The organism is Nakamurella multipartita DSM 44233, assembly GCF_000024365.1.
Classification (GTDB): Bacteria; Actinomycetota; Actinomycetes; order Mycobacteriales; family Nakamurellaceae; genus Nakamurella; species Nakamurella multipartita.
The window spans coordinates 2,065,751-2,091,307 of sequence record NC_013235.1; the positions used below are offsets into that span (position 1 = coordinate 2,065,751).

Genomic DNA, 25,557 nt, shown 5'->3' on the forward strand with positions numbered 1-25,557 from the left:
CGATGACCAGGATCGTCGCCGGCCGCTGGCGCGGCCGGCGGCTCGTGGTGCCCAAGGGAGTGGGCACCCGGCCGTCGGCCGAACGCGTCCGCGAGGCGCTGGCCGGCTCACTGCAGGCCACCGGCGGGCTGGTCGGGGCCCGGGTGCTGGACCTGTGGGCCGGCACCGGTGCCCTCGGGCTGGAACTGGCCTCCCGGGGCGCGTCGTCGGCGGTGTTCGTGGAGAAGGACCGGTCCGCGCTGGCCACCCTGCGGACCAACGTGGACACCCTGCACGAGGACGGCGGGCCGACGCTGACCGTGCTGGCCGCGGACGTCACCGCCCCGGCGCTGACCGCGCGGCTGGGCGGACCGTTCGACATCGTGCTGGCCGACCCGCCCTACGACCTGGACGGCGCCAGCGTGCGGGGGGTGCTGGCCGCTCTGGTGGCGGGCGGCGTGCTGGCCGACCACGCCGACCTGATCGTCGAACGCAGCGCCCGCTCCGGTGAGGTGTCCTGGCCCGAGCCGTTGACCGCCGTCCGGGTGCGCAAGTACGGCGACACGCTGCTCTGCTACGGTCGCGCCCCATGAGCCAGGCCCGCCGACCGACCCACGCGGTGTGTCCGGGGTCGTTCGACCCGCCCACCCTGGGCCACCTGGACGTGATCGGCCGGGCGTCCGGCCTGTTCGACCGGGTCACCGTCGCGGTCCTGGTCAATCCGGACAAGCGCGGCATGTTTTCTCTGGACGAGCGGCTGGACCTGCTGCGCGCCACCGCCGGCGAGCTGCCCAACGTGGACGTCGACACGTTCCAAGGCCTGCTGGTCGACTACTGCCGCGAGCACGGTATCGCCGCCATCGTCAAGGGTCTGCGCGCGGTCTCCGATTTCGACTACGAGTTGCAGATGGCGCAGATGAACCACGGCCTGACCGGGGTGGACACCCTGTTCATGCCGACCAGCCCGGCCTACTCGTTCGTCTCGTCGTCGCTGGTCAAACAGGTCGCCACGTACGGCGGCGACGTGCGGCACCTGCTGCCGGGCGTGGTCGCCGACGCTCTCGCGGCCCGGCTCGCGCAGCGCTGACCCCGATCGGGCGGTGACCTGCCGCACCATTGCGCTCGGGCGTGTTTGCGCGGATGCGGGTGCCGCCCTTGTCAGACTGGACGAGCGTGGCCCGGCGATCGGCCGGGTTCCGCGAGCCTGCCAGTCGACCCGTAGGAGGTTTGCATGTACCGGGTTTTCGAGGCACTCGACGAACTGGTCACCATCGTCGAGGAGGCCCGCGGTCTGCCGATGACGGCATCCTGCGTGGTGCCACGTGGGGATGTCCTGGAACTGCTCGACGACGTTCGTGACGCCCTGCCGGGGGAGGTCGACGACGCCCAGGACGTGCTCGATCACCGCGATCAGATGCTGGCCGAGGCGTCCGACAAGGCCACCACCATGGTCTCCGACGCGCAGAACGAGGCCGAGCGGACCGTGACCGGCGCCCGGAACGAGGCCGAGGCCACCGTGTCCGGCGCCCGCGCCGAGGCCGACCGGCTGGTCCACGAGGCGTCCGCGCACGCCGAGTCGCTGGTCGCCCGGGCCCGGGACGAGGCCGCCCGCATCGTCGCGTCGGCCCAGGAACAGCACGACTCGATCATGGCCCGGGCGCACGCCGACGCCGAGCGGTCGGTCGCCGCGGGCCGGGCCAGCTACGAGGCCTCGGTCGCCGACGGCAAGGCCGAGCAGGCCCGCCTGGTCTCCCAGACCGAGGTGGTGCAGGCCGCGTACGCCGAGTCCGCCCGCATCCTGGACGGCGCCCACGCCGACGCCGACCGGATGCGCAACGAGTGCGACACCTACGTGGACTCCACGTTGGGCAACCTCGAGGAGACGCTCACCTCGACCCTGCGCACCGTGGGCCGGGGCCGCAGCGCGCTGCGCACCGGCGGGGTGGCCGATCTGCGCGACGAACGGATCTTTGCCCGGAGCTGACCCGGCGCGGCGTTCACCCGTGCGGGGGAGCGCGAAGCCGCGGAATTGGATCCGGTGATCGTTTCGACTACTCTGGAACGGTTGCCTGTTTCTCGAACCACCAGAGAGTTGCTGAAACCCGTCATGTCCGCCGTACCTGCTCCGCGCCACGACTCGCTTTGGGTGGTGGACACCCGGGCATTGGGCCACCGGCCCGGATCGATGCGCACGTTGCGGATCGCCGTGCCCCTGGACGCCCCGATGGGGCTGGAGGTGCTGGCCGTCCCCCCAGGTGACGAGGTCGATCTGGACCTGCGCCTGGAGGCGGTCGCCGAGGGCGTGCTGGTGTCCGGCACCGCCGCGGCGACGGCGGTCGGGCAGTGTGCACGCTGCCTGATCGAGACCACGGAGCCGGTCGTCGCCGGCATCCGCGAACTGTTCGCCTATCCCGAGTCGGCCACCGCGGCGACGACGGAGGAGGACGAGATCTACCGGGTCGTCGACGAACGAATCGACCTGGAGCAGCTGGTCCGCGACGAGGTCGTCACCGCGTTGCCGATGGCCCCGCTGTGCCGGCCGGACTGCCGCGGATTGTGCGTGGAGTGCGGCGGCCGGCTCGATGACCTCGAGCCCGGTCATTCGCATGCGATACTGGATCCTCGCTGGGCCGCATTGCGGGACCGGTTCGGAACCGGTTCACCCGAAAGCACGGACCGGCCGCCGGCCGGGCCTGGCGAGTGAAGAACGTCATCATCGCCAACTGATTCACCAACAGAGGAGATTGATCGTGGCTGTCCCGAAGCGGAAGATGTCGCGCAGCAACACCCGCTCGCGTCGTTCGCAGTGGAAGACCACCGTGCCGACGCTGGTGGCTTGCAACAACCGCGCCTGCGGTGCGCTCAAGCCGCCGCATCAGGCGTGCCCCACCTGCGGGCAGTACAAGGGCCGCCAGGTCGTCGGGGTCTGACCCCTTGGCCGCCGCGACAGTGCCGTCGGCGAACAACACCCCGGACCCGCTGGCCATCAGCGCGGCCCTGGGTGTTGAGCTCAGTCCTGAGCTCGTCGTCCTCGCGTTGACCCACCGGTCTTTCGCGTACGAGCACGGCGGCCTGCCCACCAACGAGCGGCTGGAGTTCCTGGGCGACTCGGTGCTCGGCGTCGTCGTCACCGAGACGCTGTACCGCACCCATCCGGAACTGCAGGAGGGGCGGCTGGCCAAGCTGCGCGCCTCCGTGGTGAACATGCACGCGTTGGCCGGCGTCGGCCGCACCATCGGGCTGGGTGACCAGCTCCGGCTGGGCAAGGGTGAGGAACTCACCGGCGGGCGGGACAAGTCCTCGATCGTGGCCGACGCGGTCGAGGCCGTCATCGGTGCCGTGTACCTGCAGCATGGGCTGGAGGTGGCGCGGGCCGTCGTGCTGCGCCTGTTCGCCGACCTGCTGGCCACCGCGCCGCAGCTGGGTGCCGGCCTGGACTGGAAGACCTCGCTGCAGGAACTGGCCGCCGAACGTGGCCTGGGCGTCCCCGAATACCGGGTGTCCGAGGAGGGGCCGGACCACGCCAAGGTCTTCGCCGCGCGGGTGCTGCTGTCCGGGTCGGCCCGGGGCACCGGAACCGGCCGGACCAAGAAGGAAGCCGAGCAGAACGCGGCCGCGGCCGCCTACACCGGCCTGCAGGATGGGGCGGCGGGTCGGTCCCGCCCGGACACGCCGGACGCCTCGCGCAGCAGTGCCTGATCCCTGCCGTGCCTGAACTTCCCGAAGTCGAAACCGTCCGTCGCGGCCTGCTGACCCATCTCGCGGGCCGGCGCATCCGGACGGTTCGCGTGCACCACGACCGCGCCGTCCGCCGGCATCCCGGCGGACCCGACGACTTCCAGGCCGTGCTGGCCGGCCGCCTGGTCCGCGACGTGCGCCGGCGGGGCAAGTACCTGTGGTGGGCGCTGGACGACGGCGACGCCGTGCTCGCCCACCTGGGCATGAGCGGCCAGTTCCGCGTCGCCGGCCCGGCCGGACCCATTCCCGAGCCGCTGCACCCGCATCTGCGGATCCGCTTCGACTTCGACGACGCCGGCCCCAGCCTGGACTTCTTGGACCAGCGGACCTTCGGCGGCATGACCTATGCACCCGGCGGGGCCGAGCTGCCGGCGGCGATCGCCCACATCGCCCGCGACCCGTTGGACCCGGAGTTCAGCGCCGCCGGCGCAGTGGCGGCCCTCCGGCACAAGCGAACCGGGATCAAGCGGGCCCTGCTGGACCAGACGGTGGTCTCCGGGGTCGGCAACATCTACGCCGACGAGGCTCTGTGGCGGGCCCGGATGCACTTCGACCGGCCCACCGAGCGGCTCACCCGGCCGCAGGCGGCGACGGTGCTGGCCGCCGCGACCGAGGTGATGACTGATGCGCTGGCCGTCGGCGGCACCTCCTTCGACGCGCTGTACGTCAACGTCAATGGCGAGTCCGGCTACTTCGACCGGTCGCTCAACGTGTACGGGCGGGCCGACCGGCCCTGCCCGCGGTGCGGGACGCCGATCCGCCGGTCGGCGTTCATGAATCGCTCGTCGTACTGGTGCCCGCGCTGCCAACGGCCACCCCGCCCGTAGCCCCGGCCGCTTCCGCCTACTGTGAGGCCGATGCGCGTCACCGACCAGCCTCCCAATCCGCTCATCGTCCCCGCCCCGATGCCGATCGCCCGGCCGTTGGACCATGCCCTGCGCATCCTGACCAAAACCGCCGACCACGGCCGGTTGTGGATGGGCGTGGCCGCCGTCGGCGCGTTGGCCAGCCGGCGGACCCGACGCGGGGCCTTCCGCGGCCTGGCCAGCCTGAGCGCGGCCAGCCTGGTCTCCAATGCGCTGCTCAAGCCGGTGTTCGGCCGACGCCGGCCCGACCCGGAGCGGACGGTGATCGCGCGCCGGATCGGCGAGCTGCCCTGGACCTCCTCGTTCCCCAGCGGTCACGCCGCCTCGGCCGCCGCCTTCGCCACCGGGGCCACTCTGGAGGTGCCGTGGGCCGGGCCGCTGCTGGTGCCGTTGGCCGCCGCGGTCGCCTACTCCCGGGTGCACGTCGGGGTGCACTACCGCTCCGATGTGTGGGCCGGGGCCGCCGTCGGGATCACCGTGGCCCTGATCGGCCGGGCGATGTGGCCGGTCAAGCCGTGGGGTCCGGCCCTGATGGCCGCCGGCAACGCGCCCGCCCTGCCCCAGGGCGAGGGTCTGACAGTCATCCTCAACGGCGCGTCCGGCAGCTCGGACGGGGCCGCCGACTCCATCTCCCGGGCGCTGCCCAAGGCGAGGATCCTGGAGTGGGACCCCAGCACCGACATCGACGACCTGGTCGACGAGCTGCCCAAGGCGTTCGGGGTGGCCGGCGGCGACGGCACGGTCGCCTCGGTCGCGCAGTTGGCCCACGACCACGGGCTGCCGCTGGCCGTGTTCCCGGCCGGCACGTTCAACCACTTCGCCAAGGCGCTCGGCCTGGACACCGACGCCGAGACCGTGGCCGCGGTGGAGACCGGGACCTCCGGCATGGTCGATCTGGCCACCATCGACGGCGTCCCGTTCCTGAACACCGCCAGCATCGGGCAGTACCCGGAGATGGTGCGGCGCCGGGACAAGTACTCGGACCGGATGGGCAAGTGGCCGGCCACCGCCTACGCGATCCTGCGGACCCTGCGCCACGAGAAACCGATCGATCTGGTCATCAACGGCGAGAAGCACCCGATCTGGATCGTGTTCATCGGCAACGGCCGGTACTCACCCCGCGGGCTCGCGCCGGCGTGGCGCGACCAGCTGGCCGGGGGCGTGCTCGACGTGCAGTACCTGCGGGCCGACCGCCGATTCTCCCGCACCCGGGCCATCCTGTACTCGATCATCGGCGTGGCCCGGCTGAGCAAGGTCTACGGCGAGCTGGAGGCCGGCCACGTGCGTATCGAGTCGCTGTCCGGAGCCAAGCCGGTGGCCCACGACGGCGAGATCACCGATCCGAAAGACGTGGTGGAACTGTCCATCTCGGATCGGCGGCTGATCGTGTACCGGGCCACCAGCTGATTGTCCGGGGGGCCGCAATGCCTCACGTCAAGATGCCCGCGTAGGACGATCCATGCCTCATCTAGGAATGCCCGCGAAGCGGGGCGTCAGCCGGCCCGGATCCGGACGCCTTTGCGCACGTCGGGCAGTGCCTTGGGGACGGTCGCGAGGTAGAGCTGCTCGGTCTTGTTCTTGGCCAGGCCCAGCAGCACGGCTTGAATGTCGGCGATCTCACGGGCGAGCGCGGCTGGGTTGAGCCCGTCCCGGTAGGCGGTCAGCTCGTGGGCTTGCGCCGGCGACAGCGTGCCGGCGGCCAGCAGCCGACTCAACGGGGTTTGCGGCTTGTCGTACAGGCGTTTGCGGCGACCGGCCTTGTTCTCACCCCAGCCGACCGGCTTGATCGTCGGGGTGAGGTAGTTGAGCCGGTCGTTGACCAGCTTCCAGAGCCGGTTCAACGCGTGCCGCTCCTCGTCGGTGTCGTACCGGTAGTAGAACGCGTACCGGCGGACCAGGTGGTTGTTCTTCGACTCGATCGTGGCCTGGTCGTTCTTCTTGTACGGCCGGGACCGGGTGAAGTAGATGTCTCGCTCGGCGGCCCATTTGATGACGGCCCGGTTCAGGAACTCACCTCCGTTGTCGAAGTCCAGACCGGTGACCGCGAAAGGGATCTCCTGCACCCCGGCCTGCAGCGCGGCCAGGATGTTGGCGTGCGCGTTGTTGCGCGTCGAGCGGGTGAAGACCCACCCGGTATGCACACAGGTCAGGTTCACCGAGCGAGCGAACTCGCCCCGCAGGGTCGGGCCGCAATGTGCAACCGTGTCGCCCTCGAAGAAGCCGGGCTCGGCCTCGACCTCGTCGCCCGCCTTACGGATCTTGATCGAGGACCGCAGCAACGGTGACGGTTTCGTGGTCGAGACACCGCGGACCTGGTCGGTGGCCTTCGCGGTCCGCAGGTAGCGGTCGATCGTCGCCGGCGACATCGCGAGCAGCTCGGCCCGCACCGAAGCGCTGTACCGGCACTCGCCGTCGACCAGCTCCCCGTGCCGTTCCAGCCCGTCCAGTTGCGTGTCCATCGATGCGGCCAGGTACTTGCCGCACTGCCCACCGGAAGCCGCCCAGACCCGCTGGAGGACCTTTACGGCCTCGTAGGAGAACTTGTTCGCCCGCTGCTTCCTGGGCCGCTGGGCGACCTGTCGGCCGCCGCCCGGCGGGCACTGCGCGGCGCTGGTCAAGCGTCGCCGGGCGTTGTCCCGCGACCAGCCCGTCACGGACACCACCTCGTCCAGGATCCGGCCCTTCGTCCGCCTGTCCGCAGCCTTGAACGCCTTGGCGTACCTGGTGGTGATCTCGGCCCGAGACGCCATCGACAACCCACTCTCCATGCTCCAGCACGGTCACCGCTACGCGGGCATTCCTACGTGAGGCACGGAGAGCGTTTCGCGGGCAGTTCTGGTGAGTCTTGTCGGGGGCTGTCGCGCGGGCGCCGAAGCGAGGATGATGGGCCGATGGCGAGCATCGCGCGACACCGGCCGGAACCGCAGGGTGCCGCGCGGCAGCGCCCGGACCCGGCCGAGCCGCCGAGCGCGACGCGGCCGGAACCGGCCGGGGCCCGGTTCGCGCCGGTCGCGGTGCCCGGGCTGACCGTCGGCTCGGCCCACGACCCGGCCGAGGCGGAGGCGGACCGGGTCAGCCAGGAGGTGCTGCAACGACTCGGGGCCGCGCCGGCGACGGCCGCGGCTCCGGTCCGGCGACGGGTCGAACCCGAGGTCGGGATCGAGGGTGGGTCCCTGTCGCCGGGCACCCGGTCCTCGATCGAGCAGTTGCGCGGCGGGGGCAGCCCGCTGCCCGAGCCGATGCGCACCCGCATGGAGGGCGCGTTCGGCGCCGACTTCTCCGACGTGCGGGTGCACACCGGGGACCGGGCGGCCCGGACCAACCAGGCCCTCGGTGCGCTGGCCTTCACCACCGGCAACGACATCGTCCTGGGCGAGGGCTCGTCGATCGGTGATCAGCGGCTGCTGGCCCACGAGCTGACCCACGTCGTGCAGAACCGCGGCTGACGACCGGCCGGAGCGCGCCGGGCAGGATGAAGTCATGAACTGGTTCGGACGTTCCCACGACGACCCCGCGGCAGCTCCGTCCGCACCGTCCGAGGCGGCCGCGCAGCCGGACGCGGTGCGGATGACCGCCTTTGTGCACGGCCACGTGCAGGGGGTGGGTTTTCGCTGGTTCACCCGCACCAAGGCGATGGAGTTCGGCCTGGTCGGCAGCGCGACCAACCTGGTCGACGGCCGGGTGGAGGTGGTCGTGGAGGGTCCCCGGCCGGCCTGTGCGGACCTGTTGGCCTGGCTGCGGGGCGGGCAGACCCCGGGCCGGGTCGAGCAGGTGGTGGAGCAGTTCGCGCCGGCCCGCGGCACCTTCCGCCGCTTCGACGTCGGCTGACCGACCCCCCGCGCGCCGGTGTGGGCGATCCCTCGCGACTCAGCCGGCAGCCTGCTCGGCTTGACCGGACGGGGCCGGTAGCGTCTTCAGACGGCGTACCCGCACCGGAGCACGCCATCGACGAGCAGGAGGGGCCGGCCCGTGCACCTGAAGTCCCTCACGATGAAGGGTTTCAAGTCCTTCGCCTCGTCCACCACGTTGCGCCTGGAACCGGGCATCACGGCGGTCGTCGGGCCGAACGGGTCGGGCAAGTCCAACGTGGTCGACGCGATCGCCTGGGTGCTCGGTGAGCAGGGCGCCAAGGCGCTACGCGGCGGCAAGATGGAGGACGTCATCTTCGCCGGCACGGCCGACCGGCCGCCGCTGGGCCGGGCCGAGGTCACGCTGACCATCGACAACTCCGACGGCGCGCTGCCGATCGACTACGCCGAGGTCTCCATCACCCGCCGGATGTTCCGGGACGGGGTCGGCGAGTACGAGATCAACGGCTCCTCGTGTCGCCTGCTGGACATCCAGGAGCTGCTCTCGGACTCCGGCATCGGCCGCGAGATGCACGTGATCGTCGGGCAGGGCCAGCTCGACGCCGTGCTGCAGGCCCGCCCGGAGGACCGGCGCGCGTTCGTCGAGGAGGCGGCCGGGGTCCTCAAGCACCGCAAGCGCCGCGAGAAGACCATCCGCAAGCTCGACGCGATGCAGGCCAACCTCAACCGGCTCACCGACCTGACCGCCGAGATCCGCCGCCAGCTGGGACCGCTGGGCCGCCAGGCCGCGGTCGCCCGGCGCGCCGCCGGGGTGCAGGCCGACCTGCGGGACGCCCGGATGCGGTTGCTGGCCGACGAACTCACCCAGATCCTGACCAAGATCGAGCAGGACGCCGTCGACGAGCAGACCGCCGTCGAGCACCGCAACCGGGTGCAGCGCGACCTGGCCGAGGCCACCGAGCGGCTCAGTACCGCCGAGGCCGAGCTGCGCGAGCTGAGCCCGGCGGTCGCCCGCGCCCAGGAGACCTGGTTCGCCCTGTCCGCACTGGCCGAGCGGGTTCGCGGCACCGTGGCCCTGGCCGCCGAGCGGGCCCGCAACCTGTCCGCGCCGGTGCGCGACGCCGCCGAATCCCGCCGCGATCCGGACGAGCTCGAGGCCCGGGCCGAACGGGCCGAGGCCGAGCACGAGGCCCTGGTCGAGGCGGTCGAGGCCGCCGCCGAGCGGCTCGCCGCGGCCAGCGACGAGCGTCAGGAACGCGAGCACGCCCTGCGCGCCGCCGAGCACGAGCTGTCCGCCGCCAGCCGGCTGATCGCCGATCGGCGGGAGGGGTTGGCCAAGCTGGCCGGCCAGGTGCAGGCCGCGCGGTCCCGGCTCTCCGCCGGCAGCGACGAGGTGCAGCGGCTGTCCGCGGCGGTGACCGAGGCCCGCGACCGGGCCGCCCAGGCCCAGGTCGAGTTCACCCGCGCGCAGGACACCGTCGGCGACCTGGATTCCTCCGAGGTCGGCCTGGACGAGGCGCACGAGATGGCGACGGCGGAGCTGGAGGTCGCCCGCACCGCGGCCGCCGAACTGACCGATCACCTGCGGCATGCGCAGAGCACCGCCTCCTCGCTGCAGGCCCGGGTGGACGCGCTCGCCCTCGGATTGGACCGTCGCGACGGCACCGCCGACCTGCTGGCCGCCGGCGCGGACGCGCCGGGTCTGCTCGGTGGGGTGGCCGACGCGATCGGCGTCACCCCCGGGCACGAGACGGCCATCGCCGCCGCTCTCGGTGCGGTCGCCGACGCCGTCGCCGTGCGGTCGGTCAGCGACGCTGCGGCGGCCCTGGACCTATTGCGCAGCAACGACAGTGGCCGAGCCGGGATCCTCATCCAGGGCGCTCGCAGCCAGCCCGACCGCCGGTCCTGGCCGGAGCTGCCGGCCGGCGCGCATTGGGCGGTCGACCTGATCCGGGCCCCGGACATGCTGCTGCCGGCATTGACCCGCACCCTGGAACTGGTCGCCGTCGTGCCCGACGCGGCCGCCGCGATCGCGCTGATCGGCGCCGTGCCGGATGTGCGCTGCGTGACCGCCGACGGCGACGTCATCGGCCCCGACTGGGCCAGCGGGGGCAGCGCGGGCGGGCAGACCCTGCTGGAGATCCAGGCCACCCGCGACCAGGCCGCCGACGAGTTGACCGCCGCGCAGGCCCGGATCGAGGAGCTGACCGCCGCGCTGGCGCAGGCCAAGGCCCGGGTGAGCGCGGCCGAGGCCGCGGCGGCGGCGACCCTGTCGGCGCTGAACGAATCGGACGCGCACATCTCCGCGGTCGCCGAGGAGCTGGCCCGCTACGGCTCGGCCGCGCGGGCGGCGGCCGCCGAGGCCAACCGGCTCGAGGAACGCCGCCAGGCCGCCGAGACGGCCCGCGAGCAGCACCGCCGGGCCGTCGACGACCTGGAGGCCCGGCTCGCCGCGGTCGAATCCGAGCAAGCCCCGGTCGAGGTCGACACCTCGCTGCGGGACGAACTGGCCGACTCCGCCGCGCAGGCGCGGCAGCGTGAGGTCGAGGCCCGGCTGGTGCACCGCTCGGCGGAGGAACGGGCCAATGCGGCGGCCGGCGCCGGCGATTCGCTGCGCCGGGCCGCGGCCGCCGAACGCGACCAGCGGCGCCGGATCGCCGCGGCCAACCAGCGGCGGGTGCTGCAGGCCGCGGTGGCCACCCGGGTCGCCGAACTGGGGGAGCGGGTGGCCCAGCGGCTGTCCGTCTCGCTGGCCGAGGCCGCGGCCGAGAAGGACACCTGCGCCCAGCGGCGGGCCGAGGTTGACGCCGTGCTGCACGAGGCCCGCGCCCGGGCTGCCGAGCTCCAGTCCCAGTGGGACAAGCTGACCGACGCGGTGCATTCCGGCGAGGTGCTGCGGGCCCAGCAGACGATGCTGGCCCAGCAGCTGGCCGACCGCTCGGTCGACGAGTTCGCCATCCCGGCCGACGAGCTGATCGCCGCCTACGGCCCGTCCAACCCGGTCCCGCCGAACCCGCAGGAGATGGCCGAGTACGAGGCGGCCAAGGAACGCGGCGAGGACGTGGCCGCCCCGCCGTCGATGCCCTATGACCGGCCCACCCAGGAACGGCGGCTGCGCCGGGCCGAACGGGACCTGACGGCGCTGGGCAAGGTGAACCCGCTGGCCCTGGAGGAGTACGCCGGGCTGGAGGAGCGGCACAAGTTCCTGGCCACCCAGCTGGAGGATCTCAAGTCCACCCGCAAGGACCTGCTGCAGGTGATCAAGGACGTCGACGAGAAGATCCTGGAGCTGTTCGCCGCCGCCTACTGGGACGTCGAACGCGAGTTCAAGATCGTCTTCTCGACGCTGTTCCCGGGCGGTGAGGGCGAGCTGGTGCTCACCGACCCGTCGAACATGCTGACCACCGGCATAGAGGTCAACGCCCGGCCGCCGGGCAAGAAGGTCAAACGGCTGAGCCTGCTCTCCGGTGGCGAGCGCTCGCTGACCGCGGTCGCACTGCTGGTCGCCATCTTCCGCGCCCGGCCCAGCCCCTTCTACGTCATGGACGAGGTGGAGGCGGCGCTGGACGAGGTAAACCTGACCCGGCTGGTGTCGTTGATGGCCGAGCTGCGCGAGTCCTCGCAGCTGATCGTCATCACCCACCAGAAATTCACCATGGAGTCCGCCGACGCCCTGTACGGGGTGTCCATGCGCGGCGACGGCATCTCGCAGGTGATCAGCCAGCGGATCCGTGAGCGGCCCGCTGCCGAACCGACCAGCCCGCCGGTGGGCGGCCCGGCCGAGGAGCTGGCCACCGCGCCCTGACGCGGTCGCACCACCACAGCGGCTTGAGGTGTGATCCAGGTCTCATCCCGTCACGGGACGTCTCGTCCCGTGACGGTGATGCTCCTGGTTCCCGTTCGGCCGGGAAGTCCTGCGGGGCTGACCCCGGTCGGCCGGAAAAACTCACATCCCCGCCCGGCGGGCTTTCCTTTGAGGTGTCCAACCATGACCATGCGCGTCCTCGTCAAGCAGAGCCTGGCGGCCGCCGCCCTGCTGTCCACCGCCCTGTTCACCGTCGCCTGCTCGTCCGCGACGGCCGGCACGGCCGCCGCCGGCGCCACGGTGTCCAGCACCAGCTCGGCCCCGTCCAGCTCGGCCTCGTCCAGTTCGACTCAGTCCAGCTCGCATTCGTCGAGCCCGACGACCAGCGCCTCGACCCAGTCCGACGACGCCACGGTGACCGTGGTCGTCGACCCGGCCGAGCTGGATGCCACCACCGCGATCTGGTTGCAGACCAGCTGCACCGACATCGGAACGCTGGTCGGTTCGCTGTTCGCCGTGCCCTCGGTGGACGGGACCGCGACCGACGAGCAGTACCGCGACGCCTACGTCACCTACTACTCCGACCTGACCGACACCCTGCTGGCCATGACCGACCGGCTCAACGCGCTGGACGCGCCCACCTTCGCCGGCGGTCAGGACCTGCACGACGGTTACCTGGCCTACCTCGACGACCTGTCCTCGATCACCCTCGGCGCGGCTGTGATCATCCAGTCGGCGCCCGATCGGGCATCCATCGACGCCGCGATCGATCAGATCAACACCGAGATCGAGCAGCTCGGGCAGAGCGACTACGGGCTCAGCGACTTCCAGAGCGAGGATCTGCAGGCACTGATGGCCCAGGTGCCGGCCTGCCAGGGGCTGCTGACCACCTGACCGTCCCGTTGAGCCGGGCGTTCGCACCCTTGGGCGGCCCGTTGAGCGGTCTGTTGAGCGGTCCGTTGAGCCGCCCGTTGAGCGGCGGTCGTGCGGTGTTGAGCGAAACGGATAAACGGTACAGACGGCGTTGAGTGGACGTTGAGGACCAACCGGCAGCATTCCCGATCAGGCAGGTGGGGATGCACCACCGCGCGGTGATGGGGAGGAACTTCGATGCAGACCGGTTCATCTTTCGGGCAGCCGGCGGGCCAGCGCTCCGGATCCACCGGCCGGGCCACCGGCCCGGATCCGGTGGCGACCTACGTGTACGCCGGAGACCCGATCTCGCAGGCCGGCGTGATCAGCCAGCTGCGGCAACGGGCCGAGATCCGGGTGGTCGACGCCGAGCACCTGGGTGAGGCCGTGGTGGCGGTGGTGGTCGCGGACGGCCTCACCGACGAGGTGCTGCGGGTGCTGCGGGCGCTGCAACGCGGGTCGATCCCGCGCACCGTGCTGGTCGCCCGGGTGATCGACGACTCGACCCTGGTGGCGGCGGCCGAGGCCGGGGTCGGCGGCCTGCTGCGTCGCGGCGACGCGACGCCCGATTCACTGGCCCGAGCCATCCTGCGGGTCGCCGCCGGCGAGGGAGAGGTGCCGCCGGATCTGCTGGGCCGGTTGCTCGGCCAGGTCGGGCGCCTGCAGCGTCAGGTGCTCGCGCCGCGCGGGCTGGCGTTCTCCGGGTTGTCCGACCGGGAGGCCGAGGTGCTCAAGCTGGTGGCCAACGGTCACGACACCGCGGAGATCGCCGGCCGGCTGTCCTACAGCCAACGCACCGTCAAGAACATCCTGCACGACGTGACCACCCGGTTGCAGCTGCGCAACCGGTCGCACGCCGTCGCGTACGCGGTCCGGGAAGGACTGATCTGAACCGGTTCGCACCGGCTCCGGGGCGCCGGGGCCGGTGCCCCTTCGGGCAGCCGGGCCTGCCCGGCCGGCTGTCCGCGGTTGCGTTTACTGCACCGACGGCAGGCGGGACAGTGGTCAGGTGATCCACGAGGTCGATGTTGCGCTGCGCTCACTCATCGAGCGCGAGGCGACCGCGGGCACCGAGGTCGAGGTGGTGTTCGATGCCCCGACCAAGGACTGGGCCGGCCGGCGCAACGTGCCCACCATCGACGTCTACCTCTACGACATCCGGGAGGATCTGCGTCGGCGCGAACGTGGGCTGATCAACGAGTACGACGACCGGGACCGGGTGCGGACCCGGCACCTGCCGCCGCGGCATTTCAAGCTCTCCTACCTGGTGACGGCCTGGACGCAGCGCCCCGAGGACGAGCACCGCCTGCTCTCGGCCCTGCTGTCCTGCTTCCTGCGGCACGACGCCATCCCGGGCGAGTTCCTCACCGGGCCGCTGGCCGAGGTCGGGCTGCCGGTGCCGGTGACCGTGGCCCTGCCGCCCCCGGAGGACCGATCGTTCGCCGATGTCTGGTCGGCGCTGGGTGGCGAGCTCAAGCCGTCGCTGGACATCGTGGTCAGCGCCCCCACCGAGACCGGGCAGCAGTACCACGCCGGCCCCCCGGTGGTGCAGCCGCCGACGATCTCGTTGGGCGGCACCGAATCTCGCGGCGACGGCGCCCTGTGGCCGCCGCGCGAGGACCGCCAGCACCTGGCCGGTCCTGGCTCGGACGCCTCAGACGACTCGGGCGGCCCGGACGGCTCGGACGGCTCGGGCGGCTCGGGCAGGTCGACTGGGTCGGGCCGCCGGACCGGATCGGACGCGGCGGGCGCCGGTCGAGCCTCGACGTCGGGCCTGTCCTGGCAGGAACTGGCCGGCTCGGGTCGCCGCAGCGCGGAGTCCGGCCCCGCACCGGCCGGCACCGAGACCAAGGCCAAGCCCCGCCGTCGCCGCGCCGGTGGGATCGACCAGAAGTGAGCCGGCGGTGAGGATCGGGTGAGCGCGGCGGGCAATCAGGACCGGGCCGGACTGGCTTACCTGCTGGGTCGGGTCGGCCTGGTGGAGGACCGGATCAGGGTGCTGGTGCAGAATCGCCGGGCCGACGACCCGGCCCCGGACGACCCGTTCCGCGGGCTGTACGTCACCGACGAGGTGGTCGAGAAGTTGCTGGCCCCGGCGGCCGCCCCGCCGCGGGCGGACGGCGCCGCGCGGGAGCAGATCGAGACGCAGGCCGACGCGGCCGAGGCCGATGGGGCGCGGATCCGGCTGCGCCGGCTGGCCGCCGAGGCCGGGCTCACCGCCCTGGACACCGAGATCCTGGTCATCGCCCTGGTGCCCGATCTGGACAGCCGGTTCGAGAGGCTCTACGGCTACCTCAACGACGACGTGACCCGGCGGCGAGCCACCATCGGTCTGGCGTTGGTGCTGGCCGACGCGGCCCCGGCGTCGTCGGCGGCCCGGTCCCGGCTGCTGCCCGGGGGGCCGTTGGTCGACCGATCGCTGGTCGTGCTCGACGACGCCGACCGGCCGTTCCTGACCCGGGCCATCCGGGTGCCCGACCGGGTCGCCGCCCACCTGCTCGGCGACGACGCGGTGGACCCGACCCTGCTCGGCATCGTCACCGATCCGGTGCCCTTCCCGGGCGAGCGATCCGGCCAGTTGGCCCGGGCTTTGCAGGTCGGGCAGTCGCTGGTCTACGTGCGCGAGTCCGGCGCCGGAATCGGACCGTCGGTGGCCGCCGCCGCGCTGCAGGCGGCCGGCCGCCCGGTGCTGGGTGTCGAACTGTCCCGGCTCGCGCTCGGCCGGGACCCGCGGGAGACGGTGACCGTGCTCGGTCGGGAGGCGTTGCTGCGCGGGGCCGGGGTCGTCGCCGGGCCCGTCGAGGCGCTCACCGACCACCCGGAGGCGCTGCGGATGCTGGCCGAACTGCCGGTGCCGGTGGCTTTGGTCGGCCGGGTCAACTGGGATCCCAGCTGGACCGAGAAGGTGCCGTTGCTGCTGGACGCGGGCACGCTGACCCCGACCGACCGGATCGAGTTGTGGTCCACCCAGCTGGCCGGCCGGTCCGGGGCGGGAGCCGACCCGGTGTCGCTCGACCCGGCCTCGATCCCGGCCCATTTCGTTCTCGGCCCGAACCAGGTGGCCCGCGCGGTCGCCGCGGCCGCGGCCTCGGCCGCGTTGGACGGGGGTGTGCTGACCGCCGATGACCTGCGGCGGGGCGCCCGGGCGCAGAACGCGGCCGGCCTGGAACGGCTGGCCCGACGGACCGAACCGGCGGTCGGCTGGGACGACATCGTGCTGCCGGACGCGGCCCGGGGGCAGCTCCGCGACCTGGCCGCCCGGGCCCGCAACCGCGACCGGGTGCTGGTCGAGTGGCGGATGCGGCTCGGCGGTGGCCGCGGGCGTGGGGTGACCGCCCTGTTCGCCGGGGACTCGGGCACCGGCAAGACGATGTCGGCCGAGGTCATCGCCGGGGAACTCGGTCTGGACCTGTATACGGTCAACCTGGCCACCGTCGTCGACAAGTACGTGGGGGAGACCGAGAAGAACCTGGAACGGATCTTCTCCGAGGCCGGCGGGGTCAACGCGGTCCTGCTGTTCGACGAGGCCGACGCGATCTTCGGCAAGCGCAGCGAGGTTCGCGACGCGCACGACCGGTACGCCAACATCGAGAGCGCCTACCTGCTGCAGCGGATGGAAACCTTCGACGGGCTGGCCATTCTGGCCACCAACCTGCGCTCCAACATCGACGACGCGTTCACCCGCCGGCTCGACATGATCATCGACTTCCCGGCCCCCGACGAGCGGTCCCGGCTGTCCATCTGGCAGCACTGCCTGCGCCCGCCGGTGCCCGTCGAGGACGGCCTGGACCTGGAGTTCTGCGCCCGCTCCTTCACCATGTCCGGTGGCAACATCCGGTCGGCGGCCACCACCGCTGGCTACCTGGCCGCGGGGGCGGACAAGTCGATCGGCATGGCGGAGCTGATCGCCGCGATCGCCGCCGAGTACCGCAAGATGGGCCGGCTGGTCCTGGAACGGGAGTTCGGGCCCTACCTGACCAAGCTGCCCGCGCCCGGGGTGCCGGCTCGATGACGACCACTGTCGAGCGATTCCTGACCCACGGTGTCGGGCCGGATACCCGACGTGATCGTCGCGGCCTTATCGTGGTGGTATGTCGGACTCACCGGTGGGCCCTTATCAGGAGCTCGGACGGCACCCCGGCATCCGTCGGGCCGTGCAGGAATTCTACGAACGGATCGCCGCCGACCCGTCGCTGGTCGAATACTTCGCCGACGCCGATATGGACCGCCTGCGTCGCCACGTGGTGGAACTGCTGGCCGCCGCGGTCGGCGGCCCCGGCCAGTACACCGGCCGCACGATGGCCAAGGCCCATCAAGGCCTGCACATCACCGACGAGGCCTTCGACCGGGTGCTCGGACACCTCAACGCGGCCCTGGTCGACGTCGGCGCGGACGACCGGACCATCCGCGAGGTGCTGCGCGCCCTGTCCGGCATGCGGATGGACATCGTGCAGGAGTGAGAAAGCGGCGGGGCCGTCGCCACCGGCGGTCCGGCAGCCGACTCGGCTGCGGCTTTCGTCATTTTCCCCGTCCGGATGTCCGGGTCTGCGTCATGATCTCTCCTGAGCGATGTGCGCCCGGTTCGGGACGCGGCGAACGGGCACCGGCGTGGAGGGGCGATGGACGAGGTCATCTGTCAGCAGTGCGGAACCCGGAACGAGCCGGGCACCGAGTTCTGTGTCGAGTGCCAGTCCTACCTGTCCTGGACCGAGACCCGGGAGACCAGCCTGGCCCAGCTGCAGGCCGATGCGGCGACCGGCACCGACCCCGCGCCGGCGACCGATCCGGCCACCGTCGCCGCCACTGACCCGACCCCGACCCCGACCCCGACGGCGACCCCGACGCCGACGCCGGATCCCGTTCCGGTCGTCCGCGCCGACCCGCCGGCCGGCGCGCAGCCGGCCACCCGCCCGCAGCCGGCCACCCGCCCGCAGCCGTCCACCCGGCCGCAGCCGGCGGTCGAACCGGTGCGCGCGGTCATCGACCCGGCCGCCGCCGAGGTCGTGCCGGGTGGCGACGTGGAAACCCTCGAGGTCCAGGTCTACAACCTCTCGCCGATCGTCGACGCCTACCGGATCTGGGCCCCGGACGCGCCGGACTGGCTGACCGTCTCCGAACAGGAGGTCCGGCTGCTGCCGGGCACCAATGATCGGACCGCGGTCACCCTGCGCATCGCCGGCGGCCGATTGGTGCCCGCCGGGGTCAGCACCCTGGTCATCCGGGTGCAGTCCGTCGCCCATCCCGAGATCACCGTCGACCACGAGATCGCGCTCACCGTCCCGGGCATCGAGGTGCCCTTGATGCTGCGGCTCGAGCCGAGCATCGTGCGGGCGCGGGACGACCAGCCCGGCCAACTGCAGGCCGTCGTCGACAACTCCACCGGCAACCAGGCCCGGCAGGTGACGCTGACCGGGCGTGACCCGGAGGGGCTGGTCCGGTTCTTCTTCTCACCGGCGGTCCTGGACGTCCCGGCCGGCGCGACCGCGGCCGCCGGCGTCCGGGTCGAGGCGCCCACGCCCGACCCCGGGCAGACCGCGACCAGACAGCTGACCATCGCCGCCACCGACGGCGACGAGCAGGTGACCGCGACCGCGACGTTCATGCAGACGGCCACGCAGGAAGCCCCGCTGGCCCTGCGGATCGAACCCACCCTGGTGCGGGTCCGGGACACCGACACCGGTCAGCTCGAGGTGGTCATCGACAACCGAGGTGGCCTGCGCACCCGACGGGTGTTCCTGGGCGGCCGGGACCCGGAACGGATCGTGCACTTCGCCTTCGCGCCACCGTCGCTGGACGTGCTCGCCGGCGAGACCGGGACCGCCCGGTTGCGGATCGAGGCGCCGCCGCCGGCCGCCGGCCAGGAGGTCTCCCGCTCGTTCACCGTGCTGGCCACCTCACCCGGCGTCCCCGACCTGGAGGCCCCGGCAACCTTCGTGCAGGCGACATCCGCGGCGCCGACGGATGTTCCGTTGACCCTGCGGCTGGATCCGACCATCGTGCGAGTCCGGGACAGCACCAGCGGGGCCCTGGAACTGCTTATCGATAACCGCGCGGGACACCGCTCCCGGCGCGTGTTCCTGTCCGGTCGGGACCCGGAACGGCTGGTCCGCTTCACCTTCACGCCGCCGTCGCTGGACGTGCTGGCCGGTGAGATCGGCCAGGCCCGGGTCCGGGTCGAGGCGCCGCTGCCGGACTTCGGGCAGGAGGCCACCCGGCAGATCACCGTGGTCGCCTCGGAGGGCGTGGGTCGCAACGGTCCCCGGGAGATCGAGGTCGCCGGCTCGTTCGTGCAGACCCGGGCGCCCAAGCCGGTGGAGGTGCCGGTCGCCGTCAAACTCGAACCGAGTCTGGTGCGGGTGCGGGACACCCCGAACGCCCAGTTCCAGGTCATCGTGGACAACCGTCGGGGCACCCGGCCCAAGCGGATCACCCTGGCCGGGACCGATCCCGAACGGGCGATCGGCTTCTCGTTCTGGCCGCCGGTGGTCGACGTCGCCCCCGGCCAGATCGCGCGGGCCCAGGTCCGCATGGAGGCCTACCCGCCGGAGCCGGGCCGCGACAGCACCCGGCCGTTCACCGTGACCGCCGCGGACGGCACCACCGAGCAGGAGGTGGAGGGCTCCTTCGTCCAGGTCACCTCGCCGCCGCCACCCGATGAGCCGATGACCATCCGGCTGGAGCCCAGCGTCCTGCGAACCCGTAACCGGCGCAGCGCGTCGGCGACCGTCATCGCCGACAACCGCGGCGGGTCACGGCCGCGCCGGGTCCAGTTCCGCGGGCACGATCCGGAACGGGCCGTGCGCTTCGCCTTCGACCCGCCGGTCATCGACCTAGCCCCGGGGCAGAGCGGGGCCGCGCGGGTGCAGATCTCCGCGCCGCGCCCGGACGGTGGCGAGGAGGTGACCCGCCCCTTCACCGTCGCCGCGACCGACGGGGCGAAGGAGACCGAGGCCACCGGCAGCTTCATCCAGGAGTCCAGCGACTGGCGGCCGGTCTGGCGGGCGATCCTGACCCTGCTCGGCGGCGCCCTGATGATCGCCGGCGTGTTCATCCCGTGGAGCGCCGGCCCGGCGCTGCGCGGGATCGACTTCACCGCCACCGAGGTCGACGACCTGTCCGAGCAGTTCCAGCTGATCGAGCTGCCCGACGTGGTCCGCCAACCGTTCGCCTCGGCCGGGGCGGTGATCGTCGTGCTGGCGATCATCGCCATGATCGGCCTGTTCGGGCCCAAGGGCCGGCTCAGCCGGTGGGCGGCCGCGATCGGGGCAGTGATCGCCGCCGGCTTCCTGGTCTCCGCGGCCGTCGGCGTGGTCGCGGTCGCCCGGGTGGACGTGGGGTCGTTCGTGGTGCTGCTGGGGTGCGCGTGCGCGTTCATCGGCGGCTACCTGGCCCCGAAACGGGGGTGAGCGCGCGGCCGGCCTGCCCGATCGGGCAGGCCGGCCGGCCCCTCTGGTCGTCCGGTTGACCCCTGTCCTCGCCCGGTGCGCGGTGGGACGATCGAGGAGTCGACGGCGCCTGCACCGGATCAGTTGCGCCACGGGAGGGACGAGCCAATGCGAACCCACGACCATGACACCGAGGACGCCACCCTGCGGCCCAAGTCGTCCCGGGTCGACGCCGCCCCGCCGGCCCACCTGCTGCAGGCCGCGGCCGCCGGCCGTAGCGACATTCTCGACGGCGCCGGTGTTCTCGGGTTGCAACGAGCGATCGGCAACGCCGGTGTCGGGGCCCTGCTGGAGTCCGAGCCGCCGCAGGAGACCCGCTCGCCGGTGCACGACGTCGTCAACTCCGGCGGCGGCAGCCCGCTCGCGCCCGACCTGCGTGAGGAGATGCAGGGGCGCCTGGGTCACGATTTCTCCGATGTGCGGGTGCACACCGACTCGGCCGCCCACGATTCGGCCAAGGCGGTCAACGCCCACGCCTACACCGTCGGCTCGAACGTCGTGTTCCAGCGGGACAAGTATGATCCGTCCTCCGTCGAGGGCAAGACGATGCTCGCGCACGAGCTGACCCACGTCGTCCAGCAGCGCAGCGGGCCGGTCGACGGCACCGACAGCGGCGGCGGCATCAAGGTCAGCGACCCGTCCGACCGGTTCGAGCGGGAGGCGTCCGCGAACGCCGACCGGGTGATGTCCGACCCGGCCCCGGCTCAGTCCACGGGCCAGTCCGCCGGTCCGGCCACCGCGACCGCGCAGCGGCACGAGGAGGACGAGACCGTTCAGGGTGCGTTCGTCCAGCGCGAGGAAGCCCCCGAGGAGGAGGAGCAGACCGCCCAGGGCTCGTTCGTCCAGCGCGAGGCCGAGGAGGAAGAGGCGGCCGAGGAAGCCTGATCCTCGGGCCGGTGGCGGCGATGACGTCGGCGGAGCGTGCCGGTCCCGAAGCACAGGCAGGACCCCGGCGGGCCCCGGACCCGCAGACCGCACCGAACCGGGTCGGCTCCCGGCCGGCCCCCGTGCGGCGCTCGTCCACCCTGATGAACCCGCGGTCCATGGCCCTGCTGCAGCGCAGCGCCGGCAATGCCGCTGTCGCCGGACTGGTCCGTGGCCGGTCCGCGGCCCCGACCGAGTCCTCGAGCGAGGCGACCGCGGTGGCGCCGGAATCCGCACCCGCACCCGTGCAGCGGCTGGTGCCGGGGTCGGCGGTCGGGTCCGCGACCGGATCGACCGCCCCACCCGTGCCGCCCGCGGCTCCCGACCCGTCCGCCGACCCTCGGTTCACGGCGGTGACCGGCCAGGTCAAGGCGGCCGGGTCGCAGCTCAAGAAGCACCCGCCGCCGGTCGCGGAGGTCGGCAAGGCGCAGGCCGCGGCCAAGGCGCCGCCCGACGACAAGGCCGGCCAGGCCAAGGCCGCGCGGGCCGATGCGATCGCGGCGGCCAAGCCGGGCGGATTCGACAAGGCGGCGTTCATCGCCGCGGTCCGCAAGGCGATCGCCGACGCGGCCCCGAAGAATCTGGACGAGGCCGACAAGTTCGCCACCTCGGGCAAGGCCGACGGGGTCAAGAACCAGGTGATGTCGCAGGTCACGGCGGGTAGGGACACCTCGACCAGCAACGTCAAGGACGAGACCGGCAAGACCCCGGACGCCTCGGCGGCCCGGGACAAGCCGGTGACCCCCTTGGCGGCGGAGCCCGCCCCGGCTGTGCCGCCGGTGAACGGCGCCGCCGCGATGCCGGGTCCGGCGCCGGCCGAGCAGGTCACCTTCACCGGTGGACCGGCGCAGGTCGATCAGCAGCTGGCCGACGCCCAGGTCACCGAGAAGCACCTGACCGCCTCGAACGAACCACAACTGCAGGCTGCGGCGGCCGCCAAGAAGGACGCCGAGGTGCACGCCGTGAGCGCGCCGGCCGCCATCCGGGCGGACGAGTCGGCCGCGTTGGGCGCGGCCAAGGCCGATGCCGGGGCCGGCGCCGCCGCGGCCATGGCCGGGATGGGCCGGGACAAGGCCGGCGCCCTGGCCCGGGTGGCCGGGGCCAAGACCGACACCAAGACCAAGGACGAGGTCGAACGGGCCCGGATCTCCGGGGAGATCAACAAGATCTTCGACCAGACCAAGGCCGAGGTCGAGGTCATCCTGAACGGCATCGACGGCAAGGTGACCGCCGAGTTCGACAAGGGCGAGGGTGCCGCCCGCAGCGCGTTCACGGCCAAGCACAGGGCCGACATGGAGAAGTACAAGGACGAGCGCTACTCGGGGGTGACCGGCGCGGCGCGGTGGACCGCGGACCTGTTCACCGGCCTGCCGGCCGAGGCCAACCGGATCTACGACGCGGCCAAGGCCCTGTACGAAACGCAGATGACGGCGGTCATCTCGACCGTGGCCGACCTGATCGGCCGTGAGCTGGACGCGGCCAAGGCCCGGGTGGAGAAGGGCCGGGTCCAGATCCGCTCGTTCATCGCGTCGCAGCCGGCGGCGCTGCAGAAGCTGGCCGGGGAGGCGGCCAAGGACGTGGCCGGCAAGTTCGACCAGCTTGACGCCGACGTCGACGCCAAGCAGCAGTCGCTGGTCGACGACCTGGCCAGCAAGTACACCGAGGCCCGCGGCCGGGTCGACGAGGAGATCAAGGCCGAGCAGGAGAAGAACAAGGGCCTGGTCGACATGGCCAAGGAGGCGGTCGGCGGGGCGATCGACACCATCCTCAAGCTCAAGGCGCTGTTCAGTGGTCTGCTGGCCAAGGCCGCGTCCGCGTTCAGCAAGATCCTTGAGGACCCGGTCGCGTTCATCACCAACTTCATGTCCGCGGTCAAGCAGGGCTTCCTGTCGTTCGCGGCCAATATCCTCACCCACCTGAAGAAGGGATTGCTCGGCTGGCTGTTCGGGGCGCTGGCCTCGGCCGGGATCGAGCTGCCCGACTCCTTCGACCTCAAGGGCATCCTCAAGCTCGTCGGGTCGATCCTCGGGTTGACCTGGACGAACATCAAGGGCCGCATCGCCAAGCTCGCGCCGTGGGCGGCCAAGGCGATCGACGTGATCGAGAGCAAGATCGAGATCTTCACGATCCTGGCGACGCAGGGCATCGGCGGGCTGTGGACCTGGATCAAGGACAAGCTCGGCGATCTGAAGTCGATGATCCTCACGCCGATCATGGACTTCGTCAAGGAGAAGATCATCACCGCCGGGATCTCCTGGGTCATCGGCATGCTCAACCCGGCCGGGGCGCTGGTCAAGATCGTCCAGGCGTTGATCGGCGTCGTGCAATGGATCATGGAACGCGGCGCCGCCCTGATGGACTTCGTCGGCACCGTCATCGACTCCATCTCCGACATCGCCCACGGCGGGGTCGGGGGAGTGCCGGCCAAGATCGAGGCCGCGCTGGGCAAGGCGGTGCCGCTGGTGATCGCCTTCCTGGCCAACCTGCTTGGCCTGGGCGGGATCTCGGACAAGATCAAGTCGATCCTGAAGGCCGTGCAGGCGCCCATCAACAAGGCGCTGGATGCGGTGATCAAGGGTGCGCTCAAGCTGGCCGCTCCGTTGCTCAAGGGCATCAAGGGAATCGGGGCGAAGGTCAAGGCCAAGGTGCTGGGTGGCGACGACTCACCGGAGGGGAAGCAGAAGCGGCTGGACAAGGGGATGGCCGCAGGAGTCGGTGCGGTCAACCGGTTCGCGGGCAAGAAGGTCGGCGAGCGCATCCTGAAGCCGGTCCTGGGCGCACTTCGAGTCAGGTTCGGTCTGGCCGTCCTGCAGCCAGAACGTCAGGGCCGCATGTGGGCCGTGCACGGTGAGGTCCAACGGGTGGTGGTGCCGACCTCCGCGGGCGTGGGCGACTCCGCCGACATCGACTGGTCCGCCTCGCCCGCGACCGACCTGGCCGCGCTCGGGCTCGACCGTGCGGCGATCGGCCGCATCTTCGCCAAGAAGGTCCTGGTTCAGGCGCAGGGACAGATCCTCGAGGAGGTCGCCGCCGCCCGGCACGGCAAAGCGGCCCCCAAGCCCGAGACTCCCACCACCGCCGGCGATTCCGATCAACCACAGTTCGTCGGGCCGCACGAAGTCAGCGCCGGCGGTGCCTCACTGGGCGACGGGATGACCGTGATCCTGGGAACCGATGCGGCCGGCCCCTTCGTGCACATCCTCAAGATCCTCGAGTCCAAGGCCGGGGGCGATGCCAAGCGAGATCTCGCACGGGTCCGTGAACCCTGGGACAAGGCCAGCGAAGCCGACAAGGCCGAGGCGCGGGCGGCGGCGATCGCCAAGCTGGTCAGGACCGATCATCCCGAGGTCGACGAGGACGACCTGGACCCGGTGAAGGCTCGCGCCTACCGGGCGGCGGTCGCTGCTGTTCGAGCGAAGCATGCGGGTGAGATCGAGTACCTGGCCAAGCGGAACTTCGAGCGAGCCGAGTTCCTCGGCCAACCCGCTCAGGATCTGGAGCGGTTGAGCCCCAACGTCGATGAGTCCGGTGGCGAATTGCCGACGACCATTCGGATCCGCGGCGTCGAGCGTCGGGTACAAGGATTCTCGCGGCGAGGAATCCAGGTCGTGGGGGTGATCCCGGCCGGGGTGAGTCCAGGACGAACGGAGGCCGCCGTCCGTGGGCAAGGCGTGAACTTCAACCTGGAGCAGGAGACCGGAATCAAGCTGTCCACCATCCGCGCGCTCGCGGCGCAGGTCGTCGCGGCGGCCAAGGTGGAATCGTGATCATCTGCTGACTTCGGTAGTGGTCCTGTTCAGAGGGAGAGTGTCGGGCCCTTGTGGGCGTTGACCTGGACCACATCACGCCCTTCCCGAACGGCCCGACCACCGCGCCAAGACCTATGCCGGGTTTGGCACCACCATGGACGGGCAACGAGCGGTGTGGAGCACCCCGACGGGTCATCGTGACACCGGTACCACCGGGCAGCTGCCCGTCGAGGATAGGCCGGCCGAAACGGGGTGGCGCGTCAGCCGATCGGGGGCGGGGATCACACGGACGGGAAGCACTGACACCCCCGGCGGGTGAGACGATCAGGA

Annotated in this window: 20 protein-coding genes; 19 read left to right on the plus strand and 1 reads right to left on the minus strand. The window is 72.0% G+C overall.

The window, feature by feature from the left end; genetic code table 11:
- The first annotated feature begins 2 nt into the window (after window positions 1-2).
- The 8 genes from rsmD to NAMU_RS09420 all read left to right on the plus strand — a co-directional run bounded on the left by rsmD (window position 3) and on the right by NAMU_RS09420 (window position 5,990).
- Window positions 3-572, plus strand: coding sequence for a 16S rRNA (guanine(966)-N(2))-methyltransferase RsmD (gene rsmD, locus NAMU_RS09385; protein ID WP_015747168.1), 570 nt, complete (start codon window positions 3-5; stop codon window positions 570-572).
- A complete protein-coding gene (gene coaD / locus NAMU_RS09390) occupies window positions 569-1,066 on the plus strand; it encodes a pantetheine-phosphate adenylyltransferase (RefSeq protein WP_015747169.1) in 498 nt (165 codons plus the stop codon). Before rsmD ends, coaD begins: the two co-directional genes overlap by 4 nt.
- Before the next feature lie 144 nt (window positions 1,067-1,210).
- A complete protein-coding gene (locus tag NAMU_RS09395) occupies window positions 1,211-1,963 on the plus strand; it encodes an SPFH domain-containing protein (RefSeq protein WP_015747170.1) in 753 nt (250 codons plus the stop codon).
- Window positions 1,964-2,086: 123 nt separating this feature from the next.
- Window positions 2,087-2,683, plus strand: a complete 597-nt coding sequence (locus tag NAMU_RS09400; RefSeq protein WP_041368658.1) for a YceD family protein — start codon at window positions 2,087-2,089, stop codon at window positions 2,681-2,683.
- A gap of 46 nt (window positions 2,684-2,729) precedes the next feature.
- The gene (gene rpmF / locus NAMU_RS09405) at window positions 2,730-2,909 is read left to right on the plus strand and encodes a 50S ribosomal protein L32 (RefSeq protein ID WP_015747172.1); all 180 of its coding nucleotides are present in this window, start codon (window positions 2,730-2,732) and stop codon (window positions 2,907-2,909) included.
- A gap of 4 nt (window positions 2,910-2,913) precedes the next feature.
- Window positions 2,914-3,678, plus strand: a complete 765-nt coding sequence (rnc, locus tag NAMU_RS09410; protein ID WP_245544875.1) for a ribonuclease III — start codon at window positions 2,914-2,916, stop codon at window positions 3,676-3,678.
- 8 nt (window positions 3,679-3,686) lie between these two features.
- Window positions 3,687-4,544 (plus strand): bifunctional DNA-formamidopyrimidine glycosylase/DNA-(apurinic or apyrimidinic site) lyase, encoded by an 858-nt coding sequence (gene mutM, locus NAMU_RS09415; protein WP_015747174.1) that lies wholly within the window; start codon window positions 3,687-3,689, stop codon window positions 4,542-4,544.
- Window positions 4,545-4,574: 30 nt separating this feature from the next.
- Window positions 4,575-5,990 (plus strand): phosphatase PAP2 family protein, encoded by a 1,416-nt coding sequence (locus tag NAMU_RS09420; protein WP_015747175.1) that lies wholly within the window; start codon window positions 4,575-4,577, stop codon window positions 5,988-5,990.
- 86 nt (window positions 5,991-6,076) lie between these two features.
- Here NAMU_RS09420 and NAMU_RS09425 read toward each other — a convergent pair whose 3' ends face one another.
- Window positions 6,077-7,333: a DDE-type integrase/transposase/recombinase gene (locus NAMU_RS09425; protein WP_015747176.1), complete on the minus strand. Its 1,257-nt coding sequence runs from the start codon at window positions 7,331-7,333 to the stop codon at window positions 6,077-6,079.
- Window positions 7,334-7,474: 141 nt separating this feature from the next.
- On the opposite strand from NAMU_RS09425, the gene NAMU_RS27185 reads away from it, so the two are divergent.
- The 11 genes from NAMU_RS27185 to NAMU_RS29830 all read left to right on the plus strand — a co-directional run bounded on the left by NAMU_RS27185 (window position 7,475) and on the right by NAMU_RS29830 (window position 25,245).
- Window positions 7,475-8,029, plus strand: a complete 555-nt coding sequence (locus tag NAMU_RS27185) for an eCIS core domain-containing protein (RefSeq protein ID WP_015747177.1) — start codon at window positions 7,475-7,477, stop codon at window positions 8,027-8,029.
- A gap of 121 nt (window positions 8,030-8,150) precedes the next feature.
- Window positions 8,151-8,411: an acylphosphatase gene (locus NAMU_RS09435; RefSeq protein ID WP_041370192.1), complete on the plus strand. Its 261-nt coding sequence runs from the start codon at window positions 8,151-8,153 to the stop codon at window positions 8,409-8,411.
- A 141-nt stretch (window positions 8,412-8,552) separates the two neighbouring features.
- Complete coding sequence (smc, locus tag NAMU_RS09440; RefSeq protein WP_015747179.1) at window positions 8,553-12,197, plus strand: chromosome segregation protein SMC; 3,645 nt, start codon at window positions 8,553-8,555, stop codon at window positions 12,195-12,197.
- Window positions 12,198-12,380: 183 nt separating this feature from the next.
- Entirely contained in the window at window positions 12,381-13,091 is a 711-nt protein-coding gene (locus NAMU_RS09445) for a hypothetical protein (protein WP_015747180.1), read from the plus strand.
- A 216-nt stretch (window positions 13,092-13,307) separates the two neighbouring features.
- Window positions 13,308-14,000, plus strand: a complete 693-nt coding sequence (locus NAMU_RS09450) for a helix-turn-helix transcriptional regulator (protein ID WP_015747181.1) — start codon at window positions 13,308-13,310, stop codon at window positions 13,998-14,000.
- 118 nt (window positions 14,001-14,118) lie between these two features.
- Window positions 14,119-15,006, plus strand: a complete 888-nt coding sequence (locus NAMU_RS09455) for a DUF4255 domain-containing protein (protein ID WP_015747182.1) — start codon at window positions 14,119-14,121, stop codon at window positions 15,004-15,006.
- A gap of 18 nt (window positions 15,007-15,024) precedes the next feature.
- Window positions 15,025-17,121: an ATP-binding protein gene (locus NAMU_RS09460; RefSeq protein WP_015747183.1), complete on the plus strand. Its 2,097-nt coding sequence runs from the start codon at window positions 15,025-15,027 to the stop codon at window positions 17,119-17,121.
- Between the two features lie 79 nt (window positions 17,122-17,200).
- The gene (locus NAMU_RS09465; RefSeq protein WP_015747184.1) at window positions 17,201-17,569 is read left to right on the plus strand and encodes a group I truncated hemoglobin; all 369 of its coding nucleotides are present in this window, start codon (window positions 17,201-17,203) and stop codon (window positions 17,567-17,569) included.
- 159 nt (window positions 17,570-17,728) lie between these two features.
- Complete coding sequence (locus tag NAMU_RS09470; RefSeq protein ID WP_015747185.1) at window positions 17,729-20,515, plus strand: COG1470 family protein; 2,787 nt, start codon at window positions 17,729-17,731, stop codon at window positions 20,513-20,515.
- Window positions 20,516-20,662: 147 nt separating this feature from the next.
- Window positions 20,663-21,439, plus strand: coding sequence for an eCIS core domain-containing protein (locus NAMU_RS09475; protein ID WP_015747186.1), 777 nt, complete (start codon window positions 20,663-20,665; stop codon window positions 21,437-21,439).
- Between the two features lie 20 nt (window positions 21,440-21,459).
- Window positions 21,460-25,245: a phage tail protein gene (locus tag NAMU_RS29830; protein WP_015747187.1), complete on the plus strand. Its 3,786-nt coding sequence runs from the start codon at window positions 21,460-21,462 to the stop codon at window positions 25,243-25,245.
- The last annotated feature ends 312 nt before the right edge of the window (window positions 25,246-25,557 follow it).

Coding starts and splice junctions, on each gene's coding strand:
- rsmD (WP_015747168.1), top strand. CDS start 3: ATGACCAGGATCGTCGCCGGCCGCTGGCGCGGCCGGCGGCTCGTGGTG.
- coaD (WP_015747169.1), top strand. CDS start 569: ATGAGCCAGGCCCGCCGACCGACCCACGCGGTGTGTCCGGGGTCGTTC.
- NAMU_RS09395 (WP_015747170.1), top strand. CDS start 1,211: ATGTACCGGGTTTTCGAGGCACTCGACGAACTGGTCACCATCGTCGAG.
- NAMU_RS09400 (WP_041368658.1), top strand. CDS start 2,087: ATGTCCGCCGTACCTGCTCCGCGCCACGACTCGCTTTGGGTGGTGGAC.
- NAMU_RS09420 (WP_015747175.1), top strand. CDS start 4,575: ATGCGCGTCACCGACCAGCCTCCCAATCCGCTCATCGTCCCCGCCCCG.
- NAMU_RS09425 (WP_015747176.1), bottom strand. CDS start 7,333: ATGGCGTCTCGGGCCGAGATCACCACCAGGTACGCCAAGGCGTTCAAG.
- NAMU_RS27185 (WP_015747177.1), top strand. CDS start 7,475: ATGGCGAGCATCGCGCGACACCGGCCGGAACCGCAGGGTGCCGCGCGG.
- NAMU_RS09435 (WP_041370192.1), top strand. CDS start 8,151: ATGACCGCCTTTGTGCACGGCCACGTGCAGGGGGTGGGTTTTCGCTGG.
- NAMU_RS09445 (WP_015747180.1), top strand. CDS start 12,381: ATGACCATGCGCGTCCTCGTCAAGCAGAGCCTGGCGGCCGCCGCCCTG.
- NAMU_RS09450 (WP_015747181.1), top strand. CDS start 13,308: ATGCAGACCGGTTCATCTTTCGGGCAGCCGGCGGGCCAGCGCTCCGGA.
- NAMU_RS09465 (WP_015747184.1), top strand. CDS start 17,201: ATGTCGGACTCACCGGTGGGCCCTTATCAGGAGCTCGGACGGCACCCC.
- NAMU_RS09470 (WP_015747185.1), top strand. CDS start 17,729: ATGGACGAGGTCATCTGTCAGCAGTGCGGAACCCGGAACGAGCCGGGC.
- NAMU_RS09475 (WP_015747186.1), top strand. CDS start 20,663: ATGCGAACCCACGACCATGACACCGAGGACGCCACCCTGCGGCCCAAG.
- NAMU_RS29830 (WP_015747187.1), top strand. CDS start 21,460: ATGACGTCGGCGGAGCGTGCCGGTCCCGAAGCACAGGCAGGACCCCGG.